Genomic DNA, 26,741 nt, shown 5'->3' with positions numbered 1-26,741 from the left:
CATCACGCTGCTGTTTATTTGTCATTCCGTGACCATCCTATCTTTTTGTCCCAGACATCTATTTGGTGTACCAGGTATACAAATACACATATTGCTGCTGATACAATTAACAGTGATAATGTGCTTTCTTTCATAATTTAAACCGCCTCCCTATCCATTTCTGAAATGATTCCGCGTTTCGTTAGAAGCTCGTTACACATGCTTCCAAGTCTCATTTCTTACAACCTTCCCTATAGTTGAATGTGATGTTCCGAATGTTCTAGCCATTGCTCTAGCTCCATACTTAGAGTGGCCTGGTTTGTATTGTTTTCTTATCCATTCAATTTGTTCTTCAGTAAAAACAGCTGTATATCAATGCTTTCTCACACTTACGGATAAGGATATGCAATAGTGCATTGTTCTGTATGAAGTACCCTGATGCCTATTTTATCGTATTGACCAGTGAAAGTTACGCCTCTCTTTTTTATTTACTCTTTTTAAACTAGAACCTTTTTATACAACCTTCATAATATATATGGGACAACCTTAAACTCTTTTTTGAGAGGAATGATTAGATATGGCAGATTATTTCTGTAAAGATGGAAAGAAATATTACAAGAAAAAAGATAAATCATGTAACTCTTCAAACTCCAATAACTGTTTCATAGAGACATTTACAATTTTCGGCTCTGAAACTACCCCTACAAGTCTTGAAATTCCACCAGGTTCTACAATTACCCTATTTGAAAATTTTACAACTAATCACAATAAAACTCTAATTCGCTTTAATTTTAGCCCTGTATTTGCTGCTTTTGTTACATTGACTATTAGAACATTTAATTCCACAACTCCACAAACAATTACATTAACACCAGGAGATAGAAAAACTTTCTTATTTGAGGATGTTCAAAGTATTACTTTCTCAAATGCCACTACAGCTAACGCTGAACTTAGTCCATTATTTATCCAACAAACAACATGCATCTGCTGTGGTAATTCAGATTCATATTATTATGAATCTAGTGGGGATAATTATTGATAAATGATTTTAGAGGGCTTCGGCTCTCTTTTTTATTTTCCTTCGACATAATATGACAATATAATAATGTTTGTTTTGATAAGATTGTCCAGAAATATTACATTTTATATATCTTGGAGGAATTAAATTATGAGCAAAAAATTATTAATGGCTTTAGCATGCAGCGTGTTACTTATGGGATTGGCTGCTTGTGGTTCAAATGAAAAAGCAAGTACATCAGAAGAACCAAAACAAGAAACTAAAAAAGAAGAGGAACAAAAGAAGTTAGATGAGCAAAAACAGGAAGAGGAACAAAAGAAAATAGAAGAACAGAAAAAGGCCGAAGAACAAAAGCAAGCTGAGGAACAAAAGAAGTTAGAAGAACAGAAAAAGGCTGAAGAGCAAAAGCAAGCTGAGGAACAAAAAAAGGCTGAAGAACAAAAGCGATTAGATGAACAACGCAAACAAGAAGAGGCTCAAAGACAACAGGAAGAACAAAAGAAACAACAAGAAGCAGCTCAAGCAAAAGAGCAGGAGCAACAAAAAGCTGCAGCTAATACAGCACCTCAGCAACAAGCTGCACCTAAACAAGAGAAAGTTCACTTTGCAAACTGTACAGATGCAAATAATGCTGGTTACTATGATATAACTCCAGATAGCCCAGCTTATGCTTCACATTTAGATCGTGATGGCGATGGCGTGGCTTGTGAACGAAATAAAGGACATAAAAAATCTAGTAAAAAACATTAGATTTATGGATAAGCACTCTTATGAGTGCTTTTTTATTTCTATTCGACAAAATATGACAATATACAAATAATTCGTTTGCTAACATAAGATGAGAAATCTTACATGTTGGAGGGGACAAGTAAAAATGGGTAATAAAAATAAAGAGAAAAAACCTAGCGAGTCGCAACTTGCCAAACAGGCGATAGCAAATAAATACCAAACTTCGCCTATTATCGTAGAAGCTAAGTTCAGTTCAACTGATCGTGGCTATGCTGCCATAGATAAAGATCATATTCAATTATTTAAGTACAACAAAGAAACACAAAATATTTCTAGTGTTGGCACATATAATTTCAATGAATACGACACTGTTACTATTGATAAATTCGCCGTGAAAGCTGTTATGGAATTTAAAGGAATGAATAAAACATTCGTATTTACACCAACACAGCAAACTAATGATATTGAACGCTTAATCCAAACAAATACTTCAATTCAAATCAATAAAGTGGAGCGTAAATTACATAACAAGATACTCGGTTTCCGATCTAATACTAAATGGAAAATGGTTGTAGCTAGTGCTGTTTACCTATTTATTGTTATTGCTGCAATTAGTGGCTTCATGGATAAAAAAGAGAATAAAGTTGCTTCTAGCACCCCAAAACAAGAGGCCAAGATAGAAAGTCAATCTGATACGAAAAAAGAAACTAATTCTAAGCCTCAAGATACAGTTTTAAAAATGGACGATGGCCGTAATGTTAACATGGAGATTTACAACAAGTACGGTGTTAAATATCAGTCTCATGAGCCAACTACAAAGGATAAGGATGCAATGGAGCATTTTGAAAAAATGGCTGAGAAATATAACATGTCTGTTCCTGAGTACATTTCCAAAGAAGATGAAATTGTAGCTGCTAATGTTCAAAGGAAAAAAGAAGAAAAACAAAAAGCTGACGAAGAAAACAAACAACGTGCTGGATCTAGTAGACCAGGTTTAACAAAAGTGAAATTCAAAAACATTCAAAACGGTATGACATATGAACAAGTAAAAGAAATTATAGGTACCGATGGAGAATTAATATCTGAAGGTGGAGAGAAAGGAACTTAATTCTACACAGTTATGTATATGTGGGAAGGTGTAGGCTCACCGGGCGCTAATGCTAACTTTATGTTCCAAGGTGGAAAACTAAATAGTAAAGCACAATTTGGATTAAAATAAAAAAAGCGCTCATTTGAGCGCTTTTTTAAATTCCTAATAATTGCTTTTTCTTCGCTTGGAAATCTTCCTCAGTAATAATTCCTTGATCTAGCAACTCTTTATACTTCAATATTTCATCTGCCCCACTTACTGATGCAGCAACTTGAGACTTACTTTTATTAACTAAGATACTCTCAATGTACTCTTTAATTTCTTCGGCCATTTTTTGTTCTCTTTTTGTAAACATAACTGTATTTTCATCTGTAGCTGCAGCCATAACTCCTCTTTTACTTTCTTGGCTACCCATGAAAATAAATTGTATGTAACCATTTGTGAAGAAATTGGCTTTTTTAATTTGAATACCAGTCATATTGTTGATATCAATAGTTTTTTCACCATCTAGTCCATGGTTTAAAAAATTCAGAGCACCTTTTCGCTTCAGACGAATAAAGTTACCCTCTATTTTTACTATTGTTTTCCCTGCCCCTTTAAACTCAAATATTCTATCCAATCTCTCCACCCCTATAATCTTATAATGTATTACTTAAATATTATAACTCTGATTCTTTATTTACAAAATATAGATTTTTTTCACTTTAACGATACATTTATGGAACATTAGTATATCACGTTATATAAGTACTTTTTTGAATCATTTTCATTCTGTCAAAAAGTCCTAGCCCCTCTAGGGCTTTTTACGTTCAAATAAAGAGGTATACCAAATTTCTCAATGTACAATACAACTTAACATGGTAAAATAATATTTGGATTGGCGTCCAATACATATTATTAAAATTAAAGTGGTTCAAGTCGGAGAAAGGCGTTTTAGGATGTCTTTTTCATGTAAAAATGGACTCCTAAAACGCCTTAAATTAGTAAACTTCAATATTACTCTTTTTTATTAGTTTATTTTAACTTAATATATTAATATTAGATTAAAAATTTAATATAATTATTTGCTAATTATATTAATTAGATAGAGAGGATACAATATTATGGGTTATAAATTTCGTAGAATTATCCAGTTTTCTCCGGGTGTGAAAATTAACTTTACATACACAGGCACGGGAGGAAACTCCATTCCACCTGAATCAAGAACAACAACTTATATACCTGGAACTGGAATCTCGTATACACCACGAATAGCTGAGTCAAACAACTATTATATACAACGAGGGTATCAAGGACCAAACACTTCCTATCCCACTATGGATGAACAAGATTACAATACGGTAAATGCATTTGAGCCAGTAAAAGAAACCCAAACTTACCTTGTTACTGCTTTTCGTAAAAAGGATAATCAAGTAAACTCCGTAGGTAGAAAACTCATGAAACCACTTTCCATAATTACAGGCGTTTTCGCGGGCCTATTCTTAATTATGATGCTTATTATACCTGCTCTAATCATGGCATTCTTTTCTTTCCTATGCTATAAAAATATAAAAACACCATTTGCAGTTGTATGCCCAGAATGTGATGCTGAAAATCTATTCATTTTTGAGGAAGAGAAGATTACTTGTCGTAAATGTGAGAGCACTCTTATAATCCAAAAATAAATAATTATCAAATTAACGGCTTTTTTAGTAGACAAAACAATAAAAATCTAATTATAAATATAAACAGATAATAGAGAGGCAAGTGAATATCATCATTAATTTTGAAGCGTTTAATCCAACTATAAACGACTTAGCTATTAAACTTGCTATGGTACTGTTTATACCGTTATTCTTAGCATTGATTGTCAAAGTAATACTTATAAAATTTATGAAAGAATCGATTGCTGGCAGATTAGCAAATCTATCTTTGTTATTTTTTATGTACTATGTATTTAAATTTGTTACAGCTTAAAAGGCACCTTATGGTGTTTTTTTATGTATTAAAAGACCTACCTATTTCCCTAGGTAGGCCTTTTGTGACTTTGTATTTACAAACGATGATATTATGAGAAAACCCCCTAATCCTCAAACTCTCTAATCGTTCTTCTTCAATACACTTAAACTGGTTCTATGTATACTAGTCTAAAGTACGAGCAGCTGCATAGAACGATCCAGAACCACTATTTCTGTGAGTAACTTTAAGCTTATATTTACCTTTTGAAAGAGTATTGTACGTATTTGTAAAACCCTTTCCTGCTGCTAACGATCCAGAACCAATAACATTACCTTTTGAGTCTTTTAAAGACCAGTCAAGTGTACCTTTAGTATTGTTCGTCATATGAACTCTCATATCCGCTTTTTTTACATGCTCGAACGATACTTCTCTTTCACCATTTATCAGACTGAAATCATCTTTAAGTATTTGGGTACGTTGGACAATTGGTGCTGAATTTTTAGTATTATCTACACCTTCTGTACTTGCTGATGCTGCTCCAATCCCTCCAGTTAATGCGATACCAGTTGCTAATGCTCCAACTACTAATTTCTTAAACATAATAAATCCCCCTTAAATATTTTTTATAACTTGCACCTTAAATGTATCACTTTTGTAACTTTTGTAAATATTTTCAATTTATATAAATATTTATTTAATTATTAACAATATTGGGATTTCATTTTATCAAATGGAAAATAGAGGGATTTACGATGATATGTAATAATGCATAATAAATCAAGCAAATATCATGATATACTCTCAAAGAGCTGATACAAAATTTCTTTAGATTGGAAAACTAAAGTCTTATCTACCTAAAAGAAAGGCGCCTTATGGCGTCTTTTTTCTATTTTCAAAAGGACCTGCTCAATTCATTCTTGAAAACATAAGGTAAAGTGAACCCATTAAAATCCATGGAATGAACCCTAGTTTTACCCTCTAATCTAAAGGAGGCACTATTATTATGGGATATGGTGGTAGTTGCGGCGAAGGCTGCGGTTTCGCTGGAGGATTCGCTTTATTAGTTGTATTATTTATTCTATTAATCATTATCGGATGCAGTTGTTTCTGCTAAAAACTATTGGAAAAGGCACCCTTATATGGGCGCCTTTTTGTATATTAAAAACCTACCTATTTCCATAGGCGGGCTAAATATAATTTTGCACAATTGAGTTATAGCAAAATCATTTATATTGAAAGTAATTAAAATTAACTTAGTAATCCTAATACCTTAATAATCTCAATTGTTTTATTATCTTTTATTTTGAAATAAAGCCTTTTCCCTATACGTTCACTAATTACAATATTTCCAGAGGCTAATTTACGCAAATGTTGTACAATCAAATCCTCTGTAATTCTTGTTTGCTTACTTAAATCAGAAACTGACAACGATCCATATGTAATCAATTTACAAACAATTGATAAGCGAGTAGAATTCCCTAATAACCCTAAAACTTTTATACTTTCGGTATAGAAACTAAAATCCATATGAAAAGCATGTAACAGATCTTCCAACCTCCTAAAATAAGATGAATATCAACCAAAATATCTTAACATAAAAACAGTAAAAAACACCCTAAAATATACCAATTATTCATTGAGAAAAATAATACTTGAATGGGAGTCCAATACATATTCTTAGAATTAAAGTGATTCAAGTCGGAGGAAGGCACCTTTGGTGTCTTTTTTTTATATTTATAACTTTTTTTAGAAAATATTTGAAATATTATACAAATGATTATATCATTATATTGTAATTAATTATAATTATAGAAATATTTAGGGGGATTTCTTGGTGAAATTAGGAAAATTAGCATTAGCCGGAGCATTAGCACTAGGTGGATTTACAGGATTGGCAGCATTGGACGCAAAACCAGCAGCGGCAGCATCAAATGTGCAAGCGGCAGTATCATATGACGACTGGGGAATTACAAATACATCTGAATTGTATCAATTTATTCCAGACTTACCGTATGAGTACAAACAACAATTCAATTACAGCTACAAAACAGGAGATTACTTCTCAATTATTGGAGCATATTCTAACTCTTTAGGCTCTGATGACCAAATTAAGATTTTCCGAGTAGCAGACAATGGTAGCGGTGAATTAACTCGTTATAAAACAATTAATTGGCATACGGAATCCGCACTCCCAGGTAAAGCAATTTGGGATACTCAAATCACAGATAACTATGACTCAGGGCAATACGTAGCAGTCGCTTATCTGTATGGCAAACATTATAAATCTGGATTCTTTGTTATTAATAAGTAATGCTATACCGTCCTAAGCAAGACGGCATAAACTGCTCTCATCTTAGATACTACAGTGATGGTTTCATACATAAAATATAATGATCAAATCAGAGGAAGGCACCTTAAGGTGTCTTTTTTTTGAATTTATAACTTTTTTTAGAAATTATTTGAAATATTATACAAAATAATATATTATTATATTGTAATTAATCAAATAAAAATATTTAGGGGGATTTTTAATGAAATTAGGAAAATTAGCATTAGTTGGAGTATTAACATTTGGTGGATTTACTGCAGTAGAAATGATTAAACCCACTTCACAAGCTGCAGCAGCTTATGAAGAACCATATTCTGATCCATATAATGATAGTTGGGGATTTTCATCACCAAATAATTTTGAATATCTATCCAAATTTCCAAATGCACACATGGTTAAAAAATCATATAGAACTGGAGATATCTTAAATTACTCTCTTAGCTCAATAAAAGATGACTCAGGAGCTGTTATGAAGATTTTTAAAGTTGAAGCTGGAAAAAAACCTGTACGCTATAGAACAATTTATCCTCAATTTGATGCTAATTACCAAAACCCTACTTGGTCAACTGTGATTACAGATGTATATACTCCTGGTAGCTATATTGCTGTTATAAAACATGTCAATGATTCAATAGGTTACGGCGTAAGTGATTGGTTTACAATTAACAAATAATAACAACTATCCTTGTAAACACCATCTTTATTGTAATAGTAAAGTGGTTCAAGTCGCAGGAAGGCACCTTTGGGTGTCTTTTTTTATGCGGAATAATCGTATACAAAGAAAAAAGCCTCAGATATCGAGGCTTTTTGGAAAGAAGTTTAATATTTTATTTTCTACCTTCATAGTGCCCATAATTACCGCTATGCCCCTTAAAATACCGCTTGATTCCTTCGTCCTCAAAATAATTTGCAAACTTACCTGTTGGACTGTGGAAATTAGTAGTAATATATTTACCACTTTGCGGTTCATATACGTAAGTGAAACCATATTTAGCTGATTTTTTAATTTCTGAACCTAATTTTTGAACTGATTCAATCTTCGCAAAATTTTTAGTGTTATCTACATTTTCTGTACTTGCTGATGCCGCTCCAATTCCTCCAGTCAATGCAATACCAGTTGCTAATGCTCCAACTACTAATTTCTTGAACATAAAAATTCCCCCTCAAATATGTTTTATAACTTGCATCTTAAATGTATCACTTTTCTTATTTTGTAAATATTTCGAATTTGTAGAAACATTTATTTAAATATTGTTAATATTGTTAATATTGGTAATATACTTTATCGAATGGAAAATAGAGGGATTTATGATGATATGTAATAATGCATGTTCATTTAGAAAAAAATCGTGATAAAATCTAAGCACCTGATCTATTTTTTCAGTTATCTTAGAAACCTTACTTCTTATTTCCCCAAATGGGGGGCGCTTTATGGCGCTTTTTTTTATTTTCAAAAGGCCATGCTCATTTAACCCATAAAAACATAAAGTAATTTGAATCCATTAAAATACATGAGTGACTCCTTATTTTTCTCCTACTATTTAAAGGAGGAATTATTATGGGCTTTGGTGGTAGTTGCGGTGGCGGCTGTGGCTTTGCAGGAGGATTTGCTTTATTAGTTGTATTATTTATTTTATTAATTATTGTTGGAGCTTCTTGCTTCTGCTAAAAACTATGGGAAAAGACACTCTTATTTGGGTGTCTTTTCTTTTTTCTCAATTTAAGAGCTATAAAGATATGCTATGGTTTTAATAGAAATTCCCTTTTGTGCAATGAGATAAAAATACCCAACAAAAAACCCACCTATTTCCGTAGGTGGGCCTTATCTTTATTACACAATACCAAATTATACTCTCATTTTTTCATAAACTTTATGCAATTATACATGTTCATAAAAATTACACTAAATAAATATTACATATAGTAACATATAAATTGTGGATACATTCTATAAAGCAGATTCTTTTGAAAGGCGTAACATATCGATAATTATAAAAGGTGTGGCGTCACTCTAATACTGAACTCAAATCTCTTGTACTTTGTGAACTAACAATCTGGTGTATATTGACGATTCTGTTTATAGGATGTGTTTACACGTATAACAAAGGGATAATACGGATGGGTTTATACTAAATGAACGTGGTTCAAGTTAGAGGAAGGCACCTTAGGGTGTCTTTTTTTATAGGAGCCCGCCAAATCACCATCAACAAAAAAATAAGCGCCCCCAAAACGAAAAAGATGAGCTATCTTCTCAAAGTAACTACCTGTAGAGAAAGAAGATTTCCGTTTAGGGGAGACTTTAAAATCTTAGCTTGATAGCGATGTGGTGCTACTCCAATATTAACTTTATACCAAATGAGTATCAGTCCAAATTACATGTGCTATCACACTCGTATCGTTTCTTGTCACATCAATATAGAATTGATCTTTTGCTTTTATATGGCATTTTTGTTTTGCTGCAGTGCTGAAATGTATTTCGTATTTCCCATCAATGTTTACTATCTCTATATCCTTCCACATAGTGTTCTTTTGAAAACCAGTACCGAGTGCTTTTACTGATGCTTCCTTGATGCACCACATGATTGAATAGTTGATGTAACTCTCTTTAGCCCACATTACTTCTTGTTCCGTGAATAGTTTTTGCAGTATCTTTTTATTTTTCCATCTTTCAATCTCTGTAATATCTATACCAATCCCTTTAATCATTAAGGGCAACTTTCTTACTTGAACTTGCTGGTTTTGAATTAGCAATGTATACCCCAATTAGTACAAATATCATACCAATTACTTCTTTCCAACTCATGACTGATCCATAGAACACTACAGAAATTAAAGTCGTCACGATTGGTGTAAGATTTAGATACATACTCGCTTTACTTGCACCGATTTGCTCTACACCTTTGTTAAAAATAATATATCCAACAAGCGTACCGCATATAACCATATAAAACATTTCTAACCAGCTTTGTGCAGACATACTTGGTACTTTGTCCCAGCCACCTTCATATAAGGAAGAGATTGCTAGAAAAACAGAACCCATAACAGTCATAATCGTAGTTGCAAATAAAGGCGAAACATCTTTCATAACAGCTTTACCTACTAAACCATAAATAACGCCACATGCTAAAGCAGCTAAAAATAGTAAATCTCCCACATTAAATGCTAAAGAAAGTAACATATCAAGTGACCCTTTTGTAATAACAATAATCACACCGATTAAAGATAGCGATAAACTGATTCCGACCTTGCTGTTCCATTTTTCATTTAAAAAGAGAATAGAACCTAGTGTAACGAAGATTGGCATTGTTGCAATGATTAATGAACCATTGATTGCAGATGTATAGTGTACACCTAAAAAGAAAAGAGCATTATACCCGAAAATACCAGTTAACGCGACTAATAATAATCCTTTCCATCTTTTCTTAATAGATCCCATATCCCATTCTGCTTTAATTGTTAAATACACCATAAGGATGACACCCGCGATACCGAAACGAAGTGTAGCCGCAACTAGAGGTGGAATTTCTGTTACGACATGTTCAGCTGTTGAGAATGAACCTCCCCAAAACAAAGGAACTAATAAAAGTAAGAAATAAATTTTGTTTGAATGATTTTGGTTTTGCATCTTTGTACCTCCTATTTCTTAAAAGTGCACATAACATGTTCATGCGTTCAAACTTATAAACATGTTAATTAAAAAAATTAATATCCTGCTTCAATCGCAGATACTAATTCTTTCATATAAATTACAAAATTACTGGTTGTCAAAGAGTAATATACTTCTTTTCCATGTTTCTTTGATCTAACCAATTCTGCCTGTTTTAGTATTTTTAGATGATGAGATACTGCAGGTCTAGAAATTGACATTTGCTCTGTTATTTGAGTTACATTTAATCCATCTGTTTTAAGTAAAATCATAATAATTTGCTGCCGATTTACATCGCCCAATGCTTGGAAAATGGGAGTCGCCAAATTAAATTGTTCGAGAATGTTTTCTCTGTTTTTGCATTCGTAATTCTCCATGATTCGCATCCTTTTTAATTAATATATTTATAATGATACCATCAGTTTGAGGTAAATGAGGTAAATGAGCTAATATTACTGATGGTATCATAACTATCTGTATGTATAAGTATATCATCTTTTACAACGATAGTTAGCAAATATAGGAATTAAAATTTAAAGATTTCTTTAGCCTCTATTAATAAATCAACTACTTTTTGACATTCTTCAATCGAGTGGCTACTTGTAACACCAATACGTAATCGACCCTTATTTACAGGAACACCTGGAGAAATGAAAGCTGCTGTAAACAATCCTTTTTCCATCAACCATGAAGTGACGCTTGCTGTCTTTTTATCATCTCCAACTAGAACAGGGACAATTTGGCTTACAGTATCTAATAAATTGAAACCATTCTCCTGTAATTTATCAATTAAGTATCGTGAATTTCTCCAAAGGTCTTCTCTTAATTGTAAACCGTGTTCTTCCATATATGTTAAAGAAGCAAGGGAAGCCGCTGCAACTGCTGGCGTAGATCCTCTTGAACTCGTATATGATGGTGCATAATATCTTATACCTTTTTCAATTTCTTTATTTGTTACAATAAATCCGCCAACACTACCTACAGCTTTACTCATTGTTCCAACAACAATGTCTACCTGGTCTAAAACACCAAAATGCTCCGCAACTCCTAGTCCGTTCGGTCCAACAACACCAAATGAATGTGCTTCGTCAACCATTACAATCGCGTTATATTCTTTTGCAAGTGCACATATTTTATCTAATGGCGCATAATCTCCATCCGCACTAAATAGGCCATCTACAACGATGATTCTTTTTCCTTTGTCCATGCTTTGTTTTAAAATAGATTCTAGCTTCTTTACATTATTATGTGGGAAGGATCGGATTTGCGCACCTGATAACTGGCTTCCCATGAAAATAGAAATATGATTTAATCTGTCATTTATAATGACATCGTCTGGCCCAGCTAATACAGTTAAAACCCCAATATTTGCAGTCATACCAGATGGGAATATAATTCCAGCTGGCTTATTGTATAGTTTAGCAAGTTTATTTTCTAGTTCATTATGAATCGTTGTATGACCACAAAAGATTTGTGCACCATATGTATTTGTACCAAAATTCTGAATCGCTTCGATGGATTTTTGTTTTAAATAATCATTCTGAGATAATCCTAGATAATCACAAGATCCGAACATCAACATTTTACCGTTTTCTTTTGTTGTAATGTAGTTGTCAGTTGTTGATTCAACTGTTGGGAAGAATGGATAAACGCCTTCTTTCTTCCAGTCTTCAAATTTTTCTACATCAAATCGAGTACGTGTATCAACTGTAGTCGTCATCTTATTAACTCCTTCTACGAATCATAATTTTCTTCCACATTAAGTTTGATTATAAAATCTGTTTATTAATTTAAATAAATTAAAACAAGTTTAAACTATTAAACTTGTAAACATGTATAAACTGCCTTTACCAAATCGTTAACAGTAGGCTTTGATTCTTTAGGATTTAAGTGCTCTTCTACTTCCAGCTCTTGATCAAATTCGTCTTGTAATACGATCATAATTTCTGCGAACAATAATGAATCCACATCTAGATCTTGTAAAGTTGCATCTAAAGCTACTTCATCTACTGAAGCTTCTTCTTTAATTACAGTGATGATCACATCCTGCACTTGTTCATAAGTAAATTTCGTTCCAGTTACGTTAGTCATAACGCACAACCTTTCCATATTTTGTATTTATTTCTTTTACAATTAGAAGTTTATTCCAAAAAATGAGAAATGTAAATATTTTTTTCTAAAAAAAATTCCCTTTTTTTAGAAAACTTAGCTTTTTCTGCTTCTAAATACAGACTAAAGTGTTGTTGCATTCGAATTGAATATACTCTTGTTTTTGTAGTAATTTCTCATGTATTTGCTTTAATTCTGACGCATACGAATTGTCTATTAGCATAAAAAGCTCTGTTAAATGAATCATAATCTCAATATCCAATAAGATTTTTTTTAGCTCTTTCTCAACCTGTTTTCTATCTCCACAACCTTCCACTCTAATAAACTCGTATGTGCAAAATTGCAATTTTTCGTTTAAGTTTTGAATAAAACAGCTGGTTTTTGCATCCATCATCCTCACCCCGCCTTCTGATACACATGAGAACTAATAAGATTATATTCAAATATAAAGAATTGCGTTTATAATATTAGCACAAAAAAACAAAACATGTTACATATAATAACAATTTTATCCACAAATTAACAGTTGTTTTTTCTTCTCTGTGTAATATTTTGCTCTATTCTACTCGTTATCTCAGTCGTGGCATGAGTTTTCTTACAGTTGTAACAGGATATGTCTCCTATATTCATTTGAGTAACATATGTAGAAAATGATTAAACTTTTTTATAAAAAAACGAGTCAATCAAAAATACTAAGAGCGTATTTACATCAATCTTTAATTTCTAAGTTTTTGACAATTGGACCCTATCTCATTTACATGTCATATGAGCAAGCAACACATTTGTATTCACTGTTATTTCAACTATTTTTTCACAATCATTGTATTGTATACACTTAGTAATATATTTTAAAATTTCTTTTAATCTATCTGAGTTATTATGAATCTTAAAAAATGTTTTCACGTGCTACATTAAGCAAAGCAAAAATTTTCAAAGTTGCTTTTGTTTCCTCCAAATGACTAGCGATTCGAATTGTTTTTATTCCAGCCTTCTTCCCTGCACATATATTCGTTTCTATATAAAAAATAAAACATCATTTTTGGTAATTAAGAAATAAGAAGACCTATCCGTTGAAGATAGGAGTCCAATGCATTCTGTATACTTGTATCCATGTTTTAAGAAGTAATTGTGACAGCAGCTTTTGTTCTTTTATCGTCTATAGAATTAATATTTTTCTCTTTTCTCCTATTTTTTCACAATATATGACATTAACTACATTAAATCTATACTACAATTATAAAAACATACGTTCTTTGAAAGGGGGAATTTCCATGTTCAAAAAGTTTAAAAACGATACAAGAGATAATGAAGCAACTATTATGATGGCTGAAGATACATTCGATATTTTCTTATTCCCTACTAGCCGAGAAAACCAATATCACCTAGTTACAGAAAAATTCCACAATATGGGTTGCAATCATTTTTTATTATTCGTCGACAGTGAAAATCATACATTACACATTTATGATGAGATTTCTAACGTCACAAGCGGAACAAGTGCAATTAATAGAATCGGCAAATATCTAATAGTTAAAATGTATGGATTATTAAATTTAAAAGACTATAAAAATGCAAAAGTACTTATTTACTTCCCTGAGTCACATAAAGATTTTGGTTTAGTATCTTACGCTTATCATGCAGAAATAGATGCTTTCGATTTCGGACTTGATATTAGTAATGTAACAAAATATCAAGCATTTATAGAACTTGCTAAAAATCATGCATAGTTCACGAAACTGTTAGAAGAAATAGTAAGAAAAAAAGACAAAAGTATTATAACTTTTGTCTTTTTATTTTAAGGTTATCCATTCGTAACTTTCCCATTCTTTAGGCTTCTTATCATACTTTAAACGGCCAGTCGTACAGAATGAAGCAATTATCCATTGAATAAAGTTCATCTTGGCATATGGATCTATACAATCTTCTAACTTCTTTAGCTGATAGCCTGTACTATTTTTCTGCCAAATTGTATATAAACGAAAATGAGTTGTCGTAACAAGTCTAGCTTTTGTTGTAACTTGCCATTTAGAAATTTTCGTTAAATCCTCTTTTACTTTTTTCTCATACTCTTGTTTTATCACTTTATAAGTCTTATCTTTATTAATTAATCCATTAGAGATTGTAAAAGGCATTTGATGCACCTCATAAACTGTTCCTTCTTCATCTCCTAAAATATTTGATTCTACTAGAAACATATTTCTTAGTTTTAACTGTTCTGTTAATTCTTTCCCACTCCGATAAAATGGCTTCTTTATCTTCTGCAACAAGATAACCTGCACAATTAATCCTATCAGTAAAGGATATGCTAATACAAACAATATATTAATAAACATGTTTAAAATAATAACGCCTATTAGCGCAAAAATTGTAAAATAAATATAGGTTTCTCTTTGATGAATGATTCTACTGTTCAAGCCAAGATACCTCCATTTTGATAGATAGTGAACGCAATATAAACCATCGCCCCTAGTAAAATAGAACAAGCCCCAGGAAAGCTCTGTATTAGCTTTATTTCTTTCTTAGGCAGTTTCACACCAAATATAGACGCAGCATGCTCCAATTGGTCTTTAATCGCTCCTACAAACCCTAAAATTTTAATTAATCGATAAATACTAGCAATCCAAAAGAATAGTAAATGGAAAGCTGTTAATGTAATTGCGGTAAGCATAGCCGATTCTTCTACTACATTGCTAACATATAAGGCTACCACCACCAGCATTTTCGTATCACCGGGTGAAGAAAATTTAAATGTCTCTAACAATAAGCCACATACTAAGGCCATAGTTAGTACAATTACAATCTCTTTTCCCGTTCGTATTCCTGCAAAATACGTAATACCTAAACCTACTATTAAAAAAATGAAATGCCATACATTTTTTGTTTTTCTATACTTTAAGTCAGTAAATACATTAAGTACCATATAACTTAGAAATAATCCCATGATATACAGGCTCATTTTCTTTACTCCCCTCTTAATTTCATATAAAAATACTATGTAAAAAAGGGAACCACTTTTAGAATAGCCCCCTCGTTTATTTTTATATTTATTTTTTATTCCAAGAATCTATATCTGCATTGCTTGATGCTTTTGTGAATCGAGCTAGAATTGTATCATAACCACCTTGGATTGCTTTCCATACAAATGGCCCAATTACTAGCACAATAATTACCGCTAAGGCGATTAACATTCCGTTTTCTGATGACAACTGTGAATCCTCATTTTTTAACCAATTCTTCATTTTTGCTAACATTGAATTTTATCTCCTTTATATATCAATTTTTAGAATTTACTAAAATAAGAACTTAACTATTTAAATCTTTTATTACTTATTCCAAGAATTTACGTCTGCATTACTTGATGCTTTTGTGAATCGTGCCAGAATCGTATCATAACCACCTTGGATTGCTTTCCATACAAACGGTCCAATTACTAATACGATAATGACCGCCAAGGCAATTAACATACCGTTTTCTGATGATAGTTGTGAATCCTCATTTTTTAACCAATTTTTCATTTTTGCTAACATGATTGAATCTCCCTTATCCATTTATTTGAGCTATACATAATAAACATCATGAACCTAAAACTTTTATTTCTTGTTCCAAGTATTCACATCTGCATTGCTTGATGCTTTTGTGAATCGAGCTAGAATTGTATCATAGCCACCTTGGATTGCTTTCCATACAAATGGTCCAATTACTAGCACAATAATTACCGCCAAGGCGATTAACATACCATTTTCTGATGATAATTGTGAGTCTTCATTTTTTAACCAATTCTTCATTTTCGTTAACATATATTTTGCTCCTTTACCTATTCCATTTTGAATAATGTTTTTCTATATACTTGCAAATCCTTGCATTAAGGATTGAATAACAATAACCATTGGATAAATCACAATACATCCAATAACCGCTACGTTAAATTTATTCATTTCCATTGGCTTATTTTGAATGAGACGGTTATAGTTCTCATGTTTTAACTCACGCATCATTTTAATCTGTGCATCCATAATACGAAGACTCTGTACCTTGTCCGTTTTTTGTGCTTGTTGCAATGCAATGGTAAAGGTATTTACTTCTGGACTATTTAGGGTTGCTGCAAAGTTTCGAAATGGTTGATCCGAACCCGCATACATTTCTAATTCCGCTGTAAGTGTAGATACATACGGTCGAAGATGTCTCCCAGCATATATTTGCGCTTTTTTTACCGCTTCTAATGTTGTATGTGTTTTTAACAATTGCAACATAGGAATTAAATACTCCGGTAATTCGAACTTCCTTGCTTCTATCGCCTGCTTGATTCTTCTCTTTAATAGATAATCGGGATATAAATAAAGCAGTGGTGAAATCAAAACGCCCACTTTAAATAAGTAGTAATCATGAAACACCGTACATATCAAGAAAACAGAAGTGAAAATGATGGGATACGCAACCTTCATTTTCAAATATTCTTCTGGTTTCGTATCCAAACCAGCTTCTTCTAATTTTTTTTGGATCTGCTCTTTCTTTTCTTCTGTCAGATACTTATGTGATAACGACTGGAAGGGAGCAAGCATCATTTGATTTAAATTCTTTTTTTCAATTCGTTTTGCATTTTCTACATAGTTTGTAAGTAGGCTACCGCTGTCTTTTTTACTTTGTAGAAAGGTAGAGAATACCCAGTACATGACAACGAATACCACTAAAGCTAAAATCGTAGCCACTTTATTCCCCTCTTTCTGTTGGATTATAATTTGCAATCTTTTCTACACGGGTTGCTAAGAAAAATACAATGAACATATTTACCGCTAATGCAATTTTCCCCATCATAGAACCTGCTAAAAATCCATATGCTTCTTTTGACATCAACATAATCACAATCGGCATGGCAATGACGATTAAGCAGTTCTGTACAAACGCGCGTTGTGCTTGTGACAAACTAGAACGTAATCTCGCCAGATATAGCTTTTGTTTTTCGAAATCTTCTGCAATATCTAATAAGACTTGTACTGAATTCGCCCCGCCTTCTCGACTACACACTTCCAACATTTCATGGAAGAAAACCAATTCTCTAAAATTAAACGTTTCATTGAATCCTTTAAATGCACGGTGCATTGTAGTTCCACCTTCTAATAAAAGAGAAACTTTTTCTATTTCTTCTTGAATGCTCTCATGCATCATTGGCTTTACTTGTACTAACACGCGTTTAGCGTTATTACTAATTTGAAGCGCATTCGCTACTGCCTTCATATAAATAGAAAGACGGTCAATGACAACCAAGTAGTAACGTTTTTTTCTTCGATAGAGAAGAAATCTCGGAACTAAAAATCCACATAAAGCAGAAATCAGTGTAAAAGGATCTCTTCCAAAGGAGAAGTAGAATATTGCCGCTATACTCATTCCGGAAAGAATCGTATATACCCAATACATGCTTTTCGTCAATTTCCACTCGTACTTTTGGGCTTCTTGGATAACAGATTGTGGCAGATACATTCGTATGCCTTTAATATTTCTTAATTCCAAGCGCCTTTCTTCTTTCTCATTTTCTTGTACAAATTGCGAAAGAGCAGAACCTTTAGATCTCGCAAAAAGTAAAACAAGCAATACTACACTAATAAAGATTAATAATATACATCCATAAGCTAACAAACTATGCATACTGCACCTCCTGTTGTGAAAGGAATGGTGCATAAAGAGCTGGTTTTACAGAAGAAGAACGGAATTTCCTCTCCATTTCGGCTGACATTCTTGCTGTAATTTTATGCTGGCCATGAATTTTTCCTACTCTTTCATTCATTTCATCATGTTCCTCGTATGTCGGAATAAACTGAGAAAGTTGATTAAATTGTATATCACCTTGATAATCCAATAATTCAATCATCTCTGTAATATAACGATTCCCATCATCTTTCTTTTCGAAAAAGACAATCACATCAAATGTCTGTGAAATTAATTCATATAAATACTGAGCACCAATATTCGCACCGCTTTGTAGACACATAAGCATTAAACGTCTTACTGCTTCTTTTGCACTTCTTGCATGGACTGAGGTAGAACCAGAGTGTCCCGTTTGGAAGAAGTTAATCATTTTCAGGGCTTCTCCCCCCCTCGATTCCCCTACAAGTAATCTCTTTAGTCCTTGACGTAAAGCATTTGTTAACAATCTATCAAAATCAATTGCATTTTCTTCAACTTCGGATGCCCTACATTGCATCGGAACAAAATGATGCTCTGGAAATATGCGATGTAAATAGAGTTCAGGATTATCTTCCACTACAAGAGTACGTTCATTCTTTGGTATATGAGAAGCAAGGTACTTCATAAACTCCGTTTTCCCTGTTCCTGTTGCTCCAGCAATTAAAATATTCATTTTGGCTTTCACAGCTGCTGCCAAAAAGTCCAACATCTCTTTCGATGCTTGATTTGTAGATAACATACGTTCTTCTGAGGCACGAAGATGATCTGCATTCTTACGAATAGTAATTGTTGTACCAAGTCCAGCAATCTCATCTAAGGCGATATTGATACGAATATAAGGGAACACGCAGTCGACAGATGGCTTTGCTGTATTAAGTGATTCTGACGTACTGTTTACCATCTTATAAGCTAAGGCTTTTACATCTTCTTCAGCTTCATATCGATACTTGTACTTGCATTCTCCCTCACCAATTTTTTCGTATATAATCTCTTTTACACCATTGATATAAATATCTGTTACATCCTTATCATCAATCAGAGGTTGAATAATTCCAAATCCCACAATATCGTCACACACCATGTTCAGTAACTGTTCAGAAGGTACTTCTGAAATGACGACTTGATTACTTAATAAAAAACTTTTGATGATTTGCTCTACAGCTGCTTTTTTTTCCTTATTCATAAAAGATTCACTTAAGATATCACGATGTTCTTTAACTAAAAATGCACGAATTTCATCTGTTATATCTTTAATTTGTTGAGCTGTAGTTGTTCCTAACTTTCGAGCTGATTTGGAACGAATCATATAACCAAAATGATATAAATCAACTCGATTTCGCTTTAAGGCGACTTGTTTTCCCTGTAAATAGCCCCACATACTACTGCCTCCCTTTTAATTTCGTAAACCAAAGAGACCCTTTTTCATAGAGGATGTATGCTGGGTTGGAATATCAAGACCAGCTGCTTCCATAATGTGATGGACCTTTGTATTAATTTGCGGGGAACCAAACTGCATCCCCCATTCATAACTCGTACGATCCCTGTCATACGGAATTGTCACCGCAATTTTTTGTGAAGAAAGCTTTTCAATATCTTCTACATAATCCTCATCTCCCATATTTAAAACATGAATCATACGAGGCAATGTTAGCTTTGCTTCTTCTAGTAGTTGTAATTCTCTTTTAATTGCTATTGCACCACGAGGGTTTCCGTTTAACACATGAACAACAAGGTCTGATTGGTATAGGATTGGATAACTCAGAACCTCAGATAATTCAGTTGGTACTGATAGAATGATAAAATCGTATTCTGTATCTACAAGTGCTTCTATAAATGTCGTTACAAACAGTTCTTTGTTTTGAATCTCTGGGAATTGAGTTAAGTTATAACCTGATGGAAACACCAGAAAATCCATCTTATCGTGCAATTTTTGCATCAACCTTGGATTCACTTTTTTCTCTAATAAATCTTGCTTGGTACAAATATACTGCGAGAGATTGGATTCATTTTCTTTTCTTACAAGCTCTAAGATGTTTTTACTATCGTGGCTAAGTCCAGTTCCAACTGCAAAGCTTGGTCTTACTTGGTCTGCTTCAACATAAAGTACCTTTTTCCCTAAATGAGCTAATTCATTTGCCATTGCAATACTTAATGTGCTTTTTCCTACATTTTCGTTTGTCGCATAAAAGGCAATGATTCTTACTTGCCGCTCCATCTTAATAACCCCTTTCTTACTTAGATTCATTCAGATACTGTGCTACATATTCTTTTACATTTTTAGAAATTGGATTAGTCGAATGCTTCTCTACATAGTCTAAAATGTTCTTTTGATCAGATATTTGTGAGAATCCTTCAGCTGGTTCTAATTCTTTCCCTGTTTGCTCCACCTTTTGTCCAACTGCAACAGGAATAACATCTCCAAGTGTTTTTGCACGATTTAAGTATTGAAGTTGTTCAGGTGAAACAGCCAATGTGTATAATCGCGTTACTTTAGGCTTTTGTTTTCCTTCTTGTTCCTCTTTTGATTCTTTCTTTTCCAGCACAAATGCATCTTCTGTATTGCTATCTTTTGCAGCCGTCACACGTACACGTTGGAACAGACCACCAAAGACAACTTTCTCATTGTCTCCTTCTTTCACAACTTGTTTGAAATACAAGTCCACATACGTATTTGGGATAATACTATTCCCTGAACTTGTTTCCAAATCAACGAGTAACGGGAAAGCAACTTCTCCATCTTTCAAATTTAAAATAGCAGAGTCTGGTAACTCCTCTTTCTTTACTACTTTATTTTTAAAGAGATAGCTATTTTCTGTAATGGGCTGCTCATCATTTGTCCACTTACCTACAACCTCTTTTTTATTTACACGTAATGCATTTGGGGGAATCGCATCACTAGGTAAAGTTCGTTCCACTAGCATGTCTTCTTTAATTTCTGTATGCGCAGGTATATCCTTTGCGGCTACAACAATCTTTGTTGGCTTTACAGCATTTTCTACTGCGAAATGATTGTATCCATAGATACCCGCTACTGTTGCAGCGGCTAGACCTACCGCAACAATCTGCTTCTTTTGAAACTTAGATGGCTTCAATGTTTGTATTCCTCCTTATGTAGCCTTTAAACGCAAAAAAGGACACACCTATGGCATAATGCGCCTTAGGTGTGTCCTTTTAGCTAATCTAAAGTCTATATGAAAATGTTGGATTTGGTTTCTTTAATATTACAATTTCAATATTATGATATATAGAGTTATATGTCAATCATTTCTAAAAAAAATATTATTTCAACTATTTCAAACCTCTAATTTCAATACTCAAAAACCCTTAAAAACATTGTCATATCAAGGTTTTCAAGCTATTAACCCACCCGTAAATATGGTATAATTAATATAACGTAACTGAATATTTCAGGGTGGTTGGTTGCTATCCTTTCTCTTTCATTTTGTGGAGAAAGGAGGTGATCGCATGGAAATACTTTTCACGATAGCAATTGAAATTTTAAAAGTAATTGCTAGAGAAGTCGCTGTTTTTTTTGCAAAATGAGTAGGTAAATACCTCTCAACGTCTTGGAAGAAAACACAAAAAAAGCGACGAAAAACGAAAAGAACCACCCACAATGCCTGCAAGCGTGTGAAGGGCGGTTCTAAGAAAAAATAAACTTTTTTTAGCAACTAGCCACCTTGCGGTAATAGTTACATAAGGCGAGATGTTGGAGCATCTCGTCTTCTTTAGTTTATGCAAAAACTATTTTTATAATACTTCTACACTTATTATAACATCAACTATTGTACATGTCATGCAGATTTATCCGCGATAGTTGATAAAAAAGACATTATTATTAAAACGAAATCAATTTTGTTCCTGTTTCAAAATACTTTGCAGGAGCATAACTTGTCCCATTTCAATCCTGAAATTCATTTCCAATATATAACGATACAATCATTGCGATTACTCCAAGCAAAATCACTCGTCTCACACGTTGCTTTTTCTTTTTATCCACTCAAATCTCCCCTTTCTATGAAAAAAGGCACACCCCATTAAGGGGTATGCCTTTGGTTTATCCATTCAGCTACTAGTACAAGAAGGATTATATACTTTTGTCGATTCAAGTCATTATACAATACTATTTAACTAATTTCTATTCTTCATATAGTACCAATTTGATAAATCAGTAATAATATGTTCCTTTCCAACCCAATTCCAACCTGGTGTTTGCACAGGGAATGGAAGATCCGCAAGCACCCTTCTCTTTTTAAAATCATCGTACGCAACACCTTTAATTTCCACTTCATTTGTCAGGCACAAACTCATTTCATTCACACCTGCTGGGTTTGTTTCAACATTGAACGAATATTTTCCATCTTTCGTTTTTAATGGCGCATACCATTTGCGTTGGCCATCAATAATTTTTTCCTTCCCATCCCAATATAAAGACTTAGTTGGTCTGTTACTATCAAAGACATGTCCTGTTACTTCAGATAAATACATATTTTTAGGTAGGAATTTTGATGTTAAGCCATTATTAGAAACACTCTCTAAATCATATGTTGGTTTTAATCCTTCATCTGCAAATGGATACTGTGCTGTTGCTTTTGTAAATACACCTGGATAATTTGTATTCCAATCATTTTTGTATTTTCCGTTAACTTCATAAGAAAAACCATACCCAGCATGGAGCTTAGATGGTGCTAAATTATCAATACTTCCACTTAATGTTTCATAGAACATTTCTCCCACTGTGTCCTCTTTTGACACACGTTCACTTACTGTTTCTACCACACCTTTTACACTCGTGACTCCGCACATCCCTTTTTCATGAGATGGTGCATAGATAGCTGTTTTAATAGGATTGTTTTTGTATGTGGTTTCTTCTATATCTAGACGGTTACCAGCAGGATTAATTTCTGCCTGAATTGTTCCTTTCCCCTTATGTTGCCAGCCAAGGTTCAAGGTTTTCTTTTCTCCCTCAGTTAACCTTACCTTTTGTGATGCTACTTGTTGTCCATTATGCTTGAGCACGACTACTGTTTCAGTATTTGCATACTTCGCTTCTAGCGCATCTAACTTTTTAATTTTGTTTTTCTCTTTTTCTAACTTCTGCCTTGCTGTATCTAACCTACTTGCTGCACTATCTAATCTATTTTCTTCCCAAGAGCAGTCTCTATCGTAATAGTGATGGTTCCCTTCTGCATCTACCTCATGAATTGGATTACGACGGCAATAACTAAGACTAGACTGCGCACTATCTCTATCGGATTCAGAACTATTTACCGCTTGCTTGGACTTATTAATATTGTTATTTACCTTTGCTCTATATTGGTCACGTTCTGGTTTAAAATTATCACGTGATACATCTATTCTTGTTTTTATATTCTTTCCTTCTCTTGCTGTTTCTCCTTCTATTCGGTCAGCAGAGAAATCGATTTTATATTTAAAATCATCTTCAGCACCTGGATCTGGATTAGGTGTTACTTCTGTACCACAGTTACCATTTATGTTGAAATCAACAGTTTTCTCATTTGATTCCCTTTGAACAGCATCAATGACTTTGATTTTTGCAGTATATCGGCCACACATTTGTGGCTGCCACTTTAGTTCTTCTGACTTAAATTGCCCTGCATCACCTTCATTTGGTTTTTGATTATCTTTTTGCGGAGTTGAACGTAGATAATTTTCTTGATGATACACGGTTTCGCCATCTTTTGTAATATCTAACATCCATTTAACTCGGTTCCGTTCTCCAGCAGCTTTTTGATAAGGGTTTATTGTTGTTCCATTAGGATCTCGGTCATTGTATCCTTTATTTTTACTTACATATTCAAAACCGTTAAATGTAAATTTTACGGGTATATCTTTTGGCCCACTAGTAGCTTTAAAATCTTTTATTTGAGGTTTACTTGTGCGTACATACCACAAACTATACCTATTCACATCATTTACACCACCAGCTCCTGCATATCCGCCAGAAAGATATGCAATGTCCCTAATCCAATAGAAATGTCCATATGATTCAAAGGATTCTTTATTTGTAATCTTATGTGGAATTAAATTTTCTAAAACAAACTGAGAGTTGCCCCAATATTTATCTGTAATTATGCTATTTGTAATTCTCTCCACTTCAGTTACCATTCTATCTCCCACTACAACTGAAGGGTTAATGTATCCGTCATTTGATATACGCACATAAGGATCTGAATGGTCTTCATTTTGGATTAGGTTTTCCCTTGGATTCCCCCAATTAAAAGAACCATTATAAACAGCAGGAAAATGTATATCGGCTTTATATGCGAACTCTTTTGGCTTATATCCACTTCCGGACCTAAGTAGTTTTCCCTTCAATTGTAATTCGTCTGACGCTAAAATCGTAGTTTCATTTCCATCATAAAATGGCACATCACTATTTCCTGCACTTGCTACAGATGGTAATAACAAAATTAAAGAAGTACAGGTTAATAATACTTTTTTACTCAGTTTCATAAAATCCCTCCTTTAAACATAAAAAAGGACACACCTGTACCTTGGGAGGTACGTAAGGTGTGTCCTTTACGTAAATAAATCAAATTTATTCATTAATTGTTATATTACATATTTCAATATATCAAATGAAATATTAAATTGCAATGATATTATACACGTACTTGAATGTACATCATGTGGTCAGCTGTAGAATGACCTACACGAATCTTATAAATTCCTTTTTCATAGTTATTAATTTCTTGAGCATCTACAGTTTCTTGAATTTCTTTATCTAGAACTAAATCAGAATTTAACATCGTAGTCCACTTTTTAGCTAATTCAATAGTTGCTTCGTTATTATCTAAGAAAATAATTTTAAAATCATTCTCACTAGTTGCATTAACGTAGACTTGTGCCCCAATTGTACCTTCTGGTAAATACATGTTTTTATCAATTATTCTAATAGTTCCATTTAAATCTGCATACTTAAGGTTAGTGCCATATTTAGCATTCACACTCTTGATAAGATTTTGCGCTTCTGTAGAAATAGATTTTTGAGCAATCGGGTTTTTCATAGCGTTTGGATTATACGTAACTTCCTCTGTAACTAAACCTTTATCTATACTTGATGGTAAATTTGTATCTGGTTTTTCCTCTGGTTTTGTTTCAGGTTTTGGATCTGGTTTCACTTCTGGTTTTTCCTCTGGTTTTGTTTCAGGTTTCGGATCTGGCTTCACTTCTGGTTTTTCCTCTGGTTTTGTTTCAGGTTTTGGGTCTGGCTTCACTTCTGGTTTTTCCTCTGGTTTTGTTTCAGGTTTTGGGTCTGGCTTCACTTCTGGTTTTTCCTCTGGTTTTGTTTCAGGTTTTGGATCTGGCTTCACTTCTGGTTTTTCCTCTGGCTTTGTTTCAGGTTTTGGATCTGGCTTCACTTCTGGCTTAGTCTCTTTTTCTACTGCATTAATAGAGTTATATAAGAACTGGCTATATTGTTCACGAGTTACATGTGCATATGGTGAATACATTTTACCTCCTGTACCAATAGTAACGCCATTTTCTTCTAATGCACTAATTGCTTTTAATGCCCATGAGTTTTTATCAATATCAGTAAAGGAAGTTGTCTTAGTAGCTTTGAACTTGAAAGCATTTGTAAGTACTTGCGCCATTTGTTCACGAGTTAAGACATCATCTGGACCGAATTTCCCTTCACCATAACCATTTACTAGACCTGCTTTAGCAAGTGCTCTAATTTCTTTTTCAAACATGTGTCCTCTAATATCTGTAAATGGATTTTTGAAGCTAGTATCTGCATCTGCTGGTTTAACGTACATATAAATCATACGAGCAACTTGCCCACGAGTTACGTTGTCACCAAAACCAAAGATATTATTTCCGTATCCTTGTACTACTTTACGATTTGTTAAATCATAAATTGCTTTTGTAGACCAGTGATTTGCTGGAACATCACTGAATTTTAATGAGTCTGTGTTATCAGCCTTAGCAGTAAATGCTCCTGCTCCTAGTAATGATGTACCCATAATTGTTAATGCTGTTGCTGTTTTTAAAAATTTGTTAGCCATTGTTTGTTCCTCCAAGCATATTAGTTTTTTTATAGATTCCTTTATTGTACCGAATTTAAATATAAAATCCAGATACTTTAACATATAAATTTATTAATTAGCGTTTTTTTATAACCGCTGTTCTATATGGAAAATATTACCATATTAAAATAGGCTTGTAAAGTATTTTTATATATTTATTTATAAATATT

Annotated in this window: 32 protein-coding genes and 1 pseudogene; 11 read left to right on the top strand and 22 right to left on the bottom strand. The window is 33.2% G+C overall.

What is annotated here, in order from left to right; translation table 11 throughout:
- Nucleotides 1–556: 556 nt before the first annotated feature.
- The 3 genes from AU379_RS24455 to AU379_RS24445 all read left to right on the top strand — a co-directional run bounded on the left by AU379_RS24455 (nucleotide 557) and on the right by AU379_RS24445 (nucleotide 2,834).
- The gene (locus AU379_RS24455) at nucleotides 557–1,018 is read left to right on the top strand and encodes a hypothetical protein (protein WP_061139904.1); all 462 of its coding nucleotides are present in this window, start codon (nucleotides 557–559) and stop codon (nucleotides 1,016–1,018) included.
- Between the two features lie 129 nt (nucleotides 1,019–1,147).
- Nucleotides 1,148–1,747, top strand: a complete 600-nt coding sequence (locus AU379_RS24450; RefSeq protein WP_061139903.1) for an excalibur calcium-binding domain-containing protein — start codon at nucleotides 1,148–1,150, stop codon at nucleotides 1,745–1,747.
- A gap of 124 nt (nucleotides 1,748–1,871) precedes the next feature.
- Nucleotides 1,872–2,834 (top strand): hypothetical protein, encoded by a 963-nt coding sequence (locus AU379_RS24445; RefSeq protein ID WP_232487809.1) that lies wholly within the window; start codon nucleotides 1,872–1,874, stop codon nucleotides 2,832–2,834.
- 136 nt (nucleotides 2,835–2,970) lie between these two features.
- Here AU379_RS24445 and AU379_RS24440 read toward each other — a convergent pair whose 3' ends face one another.
- Nucleotides 2,971–3,444 carry a DUF4429 domain-containing protein gene (locus AU379_RS24440; protein ID WP_236725812.1) on the bottom strand — a complete coding sequence of 158 codons (474 nt, stop codon included), beginning with the start codon at nucleotides 3,442–3,444 and terminating at the stop codon, nucleotides 2,971–2,973.
- A 475-nt stretch (nucleotides 3,445–3,919) separates the two neighbouring features.
- Here AU379_RS24440 and AU379_RS24435 point away from each other — a divergent pair, with 475 nt between their 5' ends.
- Together AU379_RS24435 and AU379_RS31060 are read left to right on the top strand one after the other, a co-directional pair.
- Nucleotides 3,920–4,480 carry a DUF4236 domain-containing protein gene (locus AU379_RS24435; RefSeq protein WP_061139901.1) on the top strand — a complete coding sequence of 187 codons (561 nt, stop codon included), beginning with the start codon at nucleotides 3,920–3,922 and terminating at the stop codon, nucleotides 4,478–4,480.
- An 82-nt stretch (nucleotides 4,481–4,562) separates the two neighbouring features.
- Nucleotides 4,563–4,772: a hypothetical protein gene (locus AU379_RS31060; RefSeq protein WP_061139900.1), complete on the top strand. Its 210-nt coding sequence runs from the start codon at nucleotides 4,563–4,565 to the stop codon at nucleotides 4,770–4,772.
- Between the two features lie 165 nt (nucleotides 4,773–4,937).
- Here AU379_RS31060 and AU379_RS31275 read toward each other — a convergent pair whose 3' ends face one another.
- The gene (locus AU379_RS31275) at nucleotides 4,938–5,354 is read right to left on the bottom strand and encodes a hypothetical protein (RefSeq protein ID WP_061139899.1); all 417 of its coding nucleotides are present in this window, start codon (nucleotides 5,352–5,354) and stop codon (nucleotides 4,938–4,940) included.
- 403 nt (nucleotides 5,355–5,757) lie between these two features.
- Here AU379_RS31275 and AU379_RS29940 point away from each other — a divergent pair, with 403 nt between their 5' ends.
- Nucleotides 5,758–5,868, top strand: coding sequence for a YjcZ family sporulation protein (locus tag AU379_RS29940; RefSeq protein WP_000540371.1), 111 nt, complete (start codon nucleotides 5,758–5,760; stop codon nucleotides 5,866–5,868).
- A 134-nt stretch (nucleotides 5,869–6,002) separates the two neighbouring features.
- Here the strand turns inward: AU379_RS29940 and AU379_RS24420 are convergent, their stop codons facing one another.
- Entirely contained in the window at nucleotides 6,003–6,281 is a 279-nt protein-coding gene (locus tag AU379_RS24420; protein WP_053512726.1) for a metalloregulator ArsR/SmtB family transcription factor, read from the bottom strand.
- A 307-nt stretch (nucleotides 6,282–6,588) separates the two neighbouring features.
- On the opposite strand from AU379_RS24420, the gene AU379_RS24415 reads away from it, so the two are divergent.
- On the top strand, nucleotides 6,589–7,065 hold the full coding sequence (locus AU379_RS24415) for a DUF5065 family protein (RefSeq protein WP_061139898.1): 477 nt from the start codon (nucleotides 6,589–6,591) through the stop codon (nucleotides 7,063–7,065).
- A 220-nt stretch (nucleotides 7,066–7,285) separates the two neighbouring features.
- Nucleotides 7,286–7,756, top strand: coding sequence for a DUF5065 family protein (locus AU379_RS24410; protein ID WP_000765904.1), 471 nt, complete (start codon nucleotides 7,286–7,288; stop codon nucleotides 7,754–7,756).
- Between the two features lie 154 nt (nucleotides 7,757–7,910).
- Here the strand turns inward: AU379_RS24410 and AU379_RS24405 are convergent, their stop codons facing one another.
- The gene (locus AU379_RS24405; protein ID WP_061139897.1) at nucleotides 7,911–8,234 is read right to left on the bottom strand and encodes an LCI fold-containing protein; all 324 of its coding nucleotides are present in this window, start codon (nucleotides 8,232–8,234) and stop codon (nucleotides 7,911–7,913) included.
- Nucleotides 8,235–8,641: 407 nt separating this feature from the next.
- Here AU379_RS24405 and AU379_RS29935 point away from each other — a divergent pair, with 407 nt between their 5' ends.
- Nucleotides 8,642–8,752 (top strand): YjcZ family sporulation protein, encoded by a 111-nt coding sequence (locus AU379_RS29935; RefSeq protein WP_000505681.1) that lies wholly within the window; start codon nucleotides 8,642–8,644, stop codon nucleotides 8,750–8,752.
- Between the two features lie 677 nt (nucleotides 8,753–9,429).
- Here AU379_RS29935 and AU379_RS24400 read toward each other — a convergent pair.
- The 6 genes from AU379_RS24400 to AU379_RS24375 all read right to left on the bottom strand — a co-directional run bounded on the left by AU379_RS24400 (nucleotide 9,430) and on the right by AU379_RS24375 (nucleotide 13,232).
- Nucleotides 9,430–9,789 carry a 4'-phosphopantetheinyl transferase superfamily protein gene (locus AU379_RS24400; RefSeq protein ID WP_061139896.1) on the bottom strand — a complete coding sequence of 120 codons (360 nt, stop codon included), beginning with the start codon at nucleotides 9,787–9,789 and terminating at the stop codon, nucleotides 9,430–9,432.
- Nucleotides 9,782–10,708, bottom strand: a complete 927-nt coding sequence (locus AU379_RS24395; protein ID WP_061139895.1) for a DMT family transporter — start codon at nucleotides 10,706–10,708, stop codon at nucleotides 9,782–9,784. The genes AU379_RS24400 and AU379_RS24395 overlap by 8 nt, the downstream gene beginning before the upstream one ends.
- Nucleotides 10,709–10,785: 77 nt before the next feature.
- Nucleotides 10,786–11,106: a metalloregulator ArsR/SmtB family transcription factor gene (locus tag AU379_RS24390; protein WP_061139894.1), complete on the bottom strand. Its 321-nt coding sequence runs from the start codon at nucleotides 11,104–11,106 to the stop codon at nucleotides 10,786–10,788.
- Between the two features lie 149 nt (nucleotides 11,107–11,255).
- Nucleotides 11,256–12,449 carry an aminotransferase class I/II-fold pyridoxal phosphate-dependent enzyme gene (locus AU379_RS24385; RefSeq protein WP_044306993.1) on the bottom strand — a complete coding sequence of 398 codons (1,194 nt, stop codon included), beginning with the start codon at nucleotides 12,447–12,449 and terminating at the stop codon, nucleotides 11,256–11,258.
- A 98-nt stretch (nucleotides 12,450–12,547) separates the two neighbouring features.
- Complete coding sequence (locus AU379_RS24380) at nucleotides 12,548–12,820, bottom strand: acyl carrier protein (RefSeq protein WP_044306994.1); 273 nt, start codon at nucleotides 12,818–12,820, stop codon at nucleotides 12,548–12,550.
- A 130-nt stretch (nucleotides 12,821–12,950) separates the two neighbouring features.
- Complete coding sequence (locus tag AU379_RS24375; RefSeq protein WP_082770004.1) at nucleotides 12,951–13,232, bottom strand: hypothetical protein; 282 nt, start codon at nucleotides 13,230–13,232, stop codon at nucleotides 12,951–12,953.
- An 877-nt stretch (nucleotides 13,233–14,109) separates the two neighbouring features.
- On the opposite strand from AU379_RS24375, the gene AU379_RS24370 reads away from it, so the two are divergent.
- Nucleotides 14,110–14,565: a hypothetical protein gene (locus AU379_RS24370; protein ID WP_061139893.1), complete on the top strand. Its 456-nt coding sequence runs from the start codon at nucleotides 14,110–14,112 to the stop codon at nucleotides 14,563–14,565.
- A 63-nt stretch (nucleotides 14,566–14,628) separates the two neighbouring features.
- Here AU379_RS24370 and AU379_RS24365 read toward each other — a convergent pair whose 3' ends face one another.
- The 10 genes from AU379_RS24365 to cpaB all read right to left on the bottom strand — a co-directional run bounded on the left by AU379_RS24365 (nucleotide 14,629) and on the right by cpaB (nucleotide 21,609).
- Nucleotides 14,629–15,252: a hypothetical protein gene (locus tag AU379_RS24365; protein WP_061139892.1), complete on the bottom strand. Its 624-nt coding sequence runs from the start codon at nucleotides 15,250–15,252 to the stop codon at nucleotides 14,629–14,631.
- Nucleotides 15,249–15,794, bottom strand: a complete 546-nt coding sequence (locus tag AU379_RS24360; RefSeq protein ID WP_044306997.1) for a hypothetical protein — start codon at nucleotides 15,792–15,794, stop codon at nucleotides 15,249–15,251. Before AU379_RS24360 ends, AU379_RS24365 begins: the two co-directional genes overlap by 4 nt.
- 88 nt (nucleotides 15,795–15,882) lie before the next feature.
- Nucleotides 15,883–16,089, bottom strand: a complete 207-nt coding sequence (locus tag AU379_RS24355) for a hypothetical protein (protein ID WP_000879952.1) — start codon at nucleotides 16,087–16,089, stop codon at nucleotides 15,883–15,885.
- 72 nt (nucleotides 16,090–16,161) lie between these two features.
- Nucleotides 16,162–16,365, bottom strand: coding sequence for a hypothetical protein (locus AU379_RS24350; RefSeq protein ID WP_000879955.1), 204 nt, complete (start codon nucleotides 16,363–16,365; stop codon nucleotides 16,162–16,164).
- A 63-nt stretch (nucleotides 16,366–16,428) separates the two neighbouring features.
- Nucleotides 16,429–16,635, bottom strand: a complete 207-nt coding sequence (locus AU379_RS24345; protein WP_000956356.1) for a hypothetical protein — start codon at nucleotides 16,633–16,635, stop codon at nucleotides 16,429–16,431.
- 42 nt (nucleotides 16,636–16,677) lie between these two features.
- The gene (locus AU379_RS24340) at nucleotides 16,678–17,544 is read right to left on the bottom strand and encodes a hypothetical protein (protein WP_061139891.1); all 867 of its coding nucleotides are present in this window, start codon (nucleotides 17,542–17,544) and stop codon (nucleotides 16,678–16,680) included.
- Between the two features lies 1 nt (nucleotide 17,545).
- Nucleotides 17,546–18,478: a hypothetical protein gene (locus AU379_RS24335; RefSeq protein ID WP_061139890.1), complete on the bottom strand. Its 933-nt coding sequence runs from the start codon at nucleotides 18,476–18,478 to the stop codon at nucleotides 17,546–17,548.
- Nucleotides 18,471–19,895, bottom strand: a complete 1,425-nt coding sequence (locus AU379_RS24330; RefSeq protein ID WP_061139889.1) for a CpaF/VirB11 family protein — start codon at nucleotides 19,893–19,895, stop codon at nucleotides 18,471–18,473. The genes AU379_RS24335 and AU379_RS24330 overlap by 8 nt, the downstream gene beginning before the upstream one ends.
- Before the next feature lie 15 nt (nucleotides 19,896–19,910).
- Complete coding sequence (locus AU379_RS24325) at nucleotides 19,911–20,732, bottom strand: AAA family ATPase (RefSeq protein ID WP_044307155.1); 822 nt, start codon at nucleotides 20,730–20,732, stop codon at nucleotides 19,911–19,913.
- A 16-nt stretch (nucleotides 20,733–20,748) separates the two neighbouring features.
- Complete coding sequence (gene cpaB / locus AU379_RS24320; RefSeq protein ID WP_061139888.1) at nucleotides 20,749–21,609, bottom strand: Flp pilus assembly protein CpaB; 861 nt, start codon at nucleotides 21,607–21,609, stop codon at nucleotides 20,749–20,751.
- 373 nt (nucleotides 21,610–21,982) lie between these two features.
- Here cpaB and AU379_RS24315 point away from each other — a divergent pair.
- Nucleotides 21,983–22,174 (top strand): annotated as a pseudogene (locus AU379_RS24315) (hypothetical protein).
- Nucleotides 22,175–22,648: 474 nt separating this feature from the next.
- Here the strand turns inward: AU379_RS24315 and AU379_RS24310 are convergent.
- Nucleotides 22,649–24,994, bottom strand: a complete 2,346-nt coding sequence (locus tag AU379_RS24310; protein WP_061139887.1) for a hypothetical protein — start codon at nucleotides 24,992–24,994, stop codon at nucleotides 22,649–22,651.
- Between the two features lie 149 nt (nucleotides 24,995–25,143).
- Nucleotides 25,144–26,550 (bottom strand): S-layer homology domain-containing protein, encoded by a 1,407-nt coding sequence (locus tag AU379_RS24305; protein ID WP_061139886.1) that lies wholly within the window; start codon nucleotides 26,548–26,550, stop codon nucleotides 25,144–25,146.
- Between the last annotated feature and the right edge of the window lie 191 nt (nucleotides 26,551–26,741).

Origin of the sequence: Bacillus sp. JH7, from assembly GCF_001563515.1 — a bacterium.
Classification (GTDB): domain Bacteria; phylum Bacillota; class Bacilli; order Bacillales; family Bacillaceae_G; genus Bacillus_A; species Bacillus_A cereus.
This window is presented reverse-complemented; position numbering and strand designations above follow the sequence as displayed.

Coding starts and splice junctions, on each gene's coding strand:
- AU379_RS24335 (WP_061139890.1), bottom strand. CDS start 18,478: ATGCATAGTTTGTTAGCTTATGGATGTATATTATTAATCTTTATTAGT.
- AU379_RS24325 (WP_044307155.1), bottom strand. CDS start 20,732: ATGGAGCGGCAAGTAAGAATCATTGCCTTTTATGCGACAAACGAAAAT.
- AU379_RS24405 (WP_061139897.1), bottom strand. CDS start 8,234: ATGTTCAAGAAATTAGTAGTTGGAGCATTAGCAACTGGTATTGCATTG.
- AU379_RS24380 (WP_044306994.1), bottom strand. CDS start 12,820: ATGACTAACGTAACTGGAACGAAATTTACTTATGAACAAGTGCAGGAT.
- AU379_RS24360 (WP_044306997.1), bottom strand. CDS start 15,794: ATGAGCCTGTATATCATGGGATTATTTCTAAGTTATATGGTACTTAAT.
- AU379_RS24330 (WP_061139889.1), bottom strand. CDS start 19,895: ATGTGGGGCTATTTACAGGGAAAACAAGTCGCCTTAAAGCGAAATCGA.
- AU379_RS24390 (WP_061139894.1), bottom strand. CDS start 11,106: ATGGAGAATTACGAATGCAAAAACAGAGAAAACATTCTCGAACAATTT.
- AU379_RS24310 (WP_061139887.1), bottom strand. CDS start 24,994: ATGAAACTGAGTAAAAAAGTATTATTAACCTGTACTTCTTTAATTTTG.
- AU379_RS29940 (WP_000540371.1), top strand. CDS start 5,758: ATGGGATATGGTGGTAGTTGCGGCGAAGGCTGCGGTTTCGCTGGAGGA.
- AU379_RS24370 (WP_061139893.1), top strand. CDS start 14,110: ATGTTCAAAAAGTTTAAAAACGATACAAGAGATAATGAAGCAACTATT.
- AU379_RS24345 (WP_000956356.1), bottom strand. CDS start 16,635: ATGTTAACGAAAATGAAGAATTGGTTAAAAAATGAAGACTCACAATTA.
- AU379_RS24455 (WP_061139904.1), top strand. CDS start 557: ATGGCAGATTATTTCTGTAAAGATGGAAAGAAATATTACAAGAAAAAA.
- AU379_RS24305 (WP_061139886.1), bottom strand. CDS start 26,550: ATGGCTAACAAATTTTTAAAAACAGCAACAGCATTAACAATTATGGGT.
- AU379_RS24400 (WP_061139896.1), bottom strand. CDS start 9,789: ATGATTAAAGGGATTGGTATAGATATTACAGAGATTGAAAGATGGAAA.
- AU379_RS24385 (WP_044306993.1), bottom strand. CDS start 12,449: ATGACGACTACAGTTGATACACGTACTCGATTTGATGTAGAAAAATTT.
- AU379_RS24435 (WP_061139901.1), top strand. CDS start 3,920: ATGGGTTATAAATTTCGTAGAATTATCCAGTTTTCTCCGGGTGTGAAA.
- AU379_RS29935 (WP_000505681.1), top strand. CDS start 8,642: ATGGGCTTTGGTGGTAGTTGCGGTGGCGGCTGTGGCTTTGCAGGAGGA.
- AU379_RS24375 (WP_082770004.1), bottom strand. CDS start 13,232: ATGATGGATGCAAAAACCAGCTGTTTTATTCAAAACTTAAACGAAAAA.
- AU379_RS24355 (WP_000879952.1), bottom strand. CDS start 16,089: ATGTTAGCAAAAATGAAGAATTGGTTAAAAAATGAGGATTCACAGTTG.
- AU379_RS24395 (WP_061139895.1), bottom strand. CDS start 10,708: ATGCAAAACCAAAATCATTCAAACAAAATTTATTTCTTACTTTTATTA.
- AU379_RS24445 (WP_232487809.1), top strand. CDS start 1,872: ATGGGTAATAAAAATAAAGAGAAAAAACCTAGCGAGTCGCAACTTGCC.
- AU379_RS31275 (WP_061139899.1), bottom strand. CDS start 5,354: ATGTTTAAGAAATTAGTAGTTGGAGCATTAGCAACTGGTATCGCATTA.
- AU379_RS24350 (WP_000879955.1), bottom strand. CDS start 16,365: ATGTTAGCAAAAATGAAAAATTGGTTAAAAAATGAGGATTCACAACTA.
- AU379_RS24420 (WP_053512726.1), bottom strand. CDS start 6,281: ATGGATTTTAGTTTCTATACCGAAAGTATAAAAGTTTTAGGGTTATTA.
- AU379_RS24450 (WP_061139903.1), top strand. CDS start 1,148: ATGAGCAAAAAATTATTAATGGCTTTAGCATGCAGCGTGTTACTTATG.
- AU379_RS24410 (WP_000765904.1), top strand. CDS start 7,286: ATGAAATTAGGAAAATTAGCATTAGTTGGAGTATTAACATTTGGTGGA.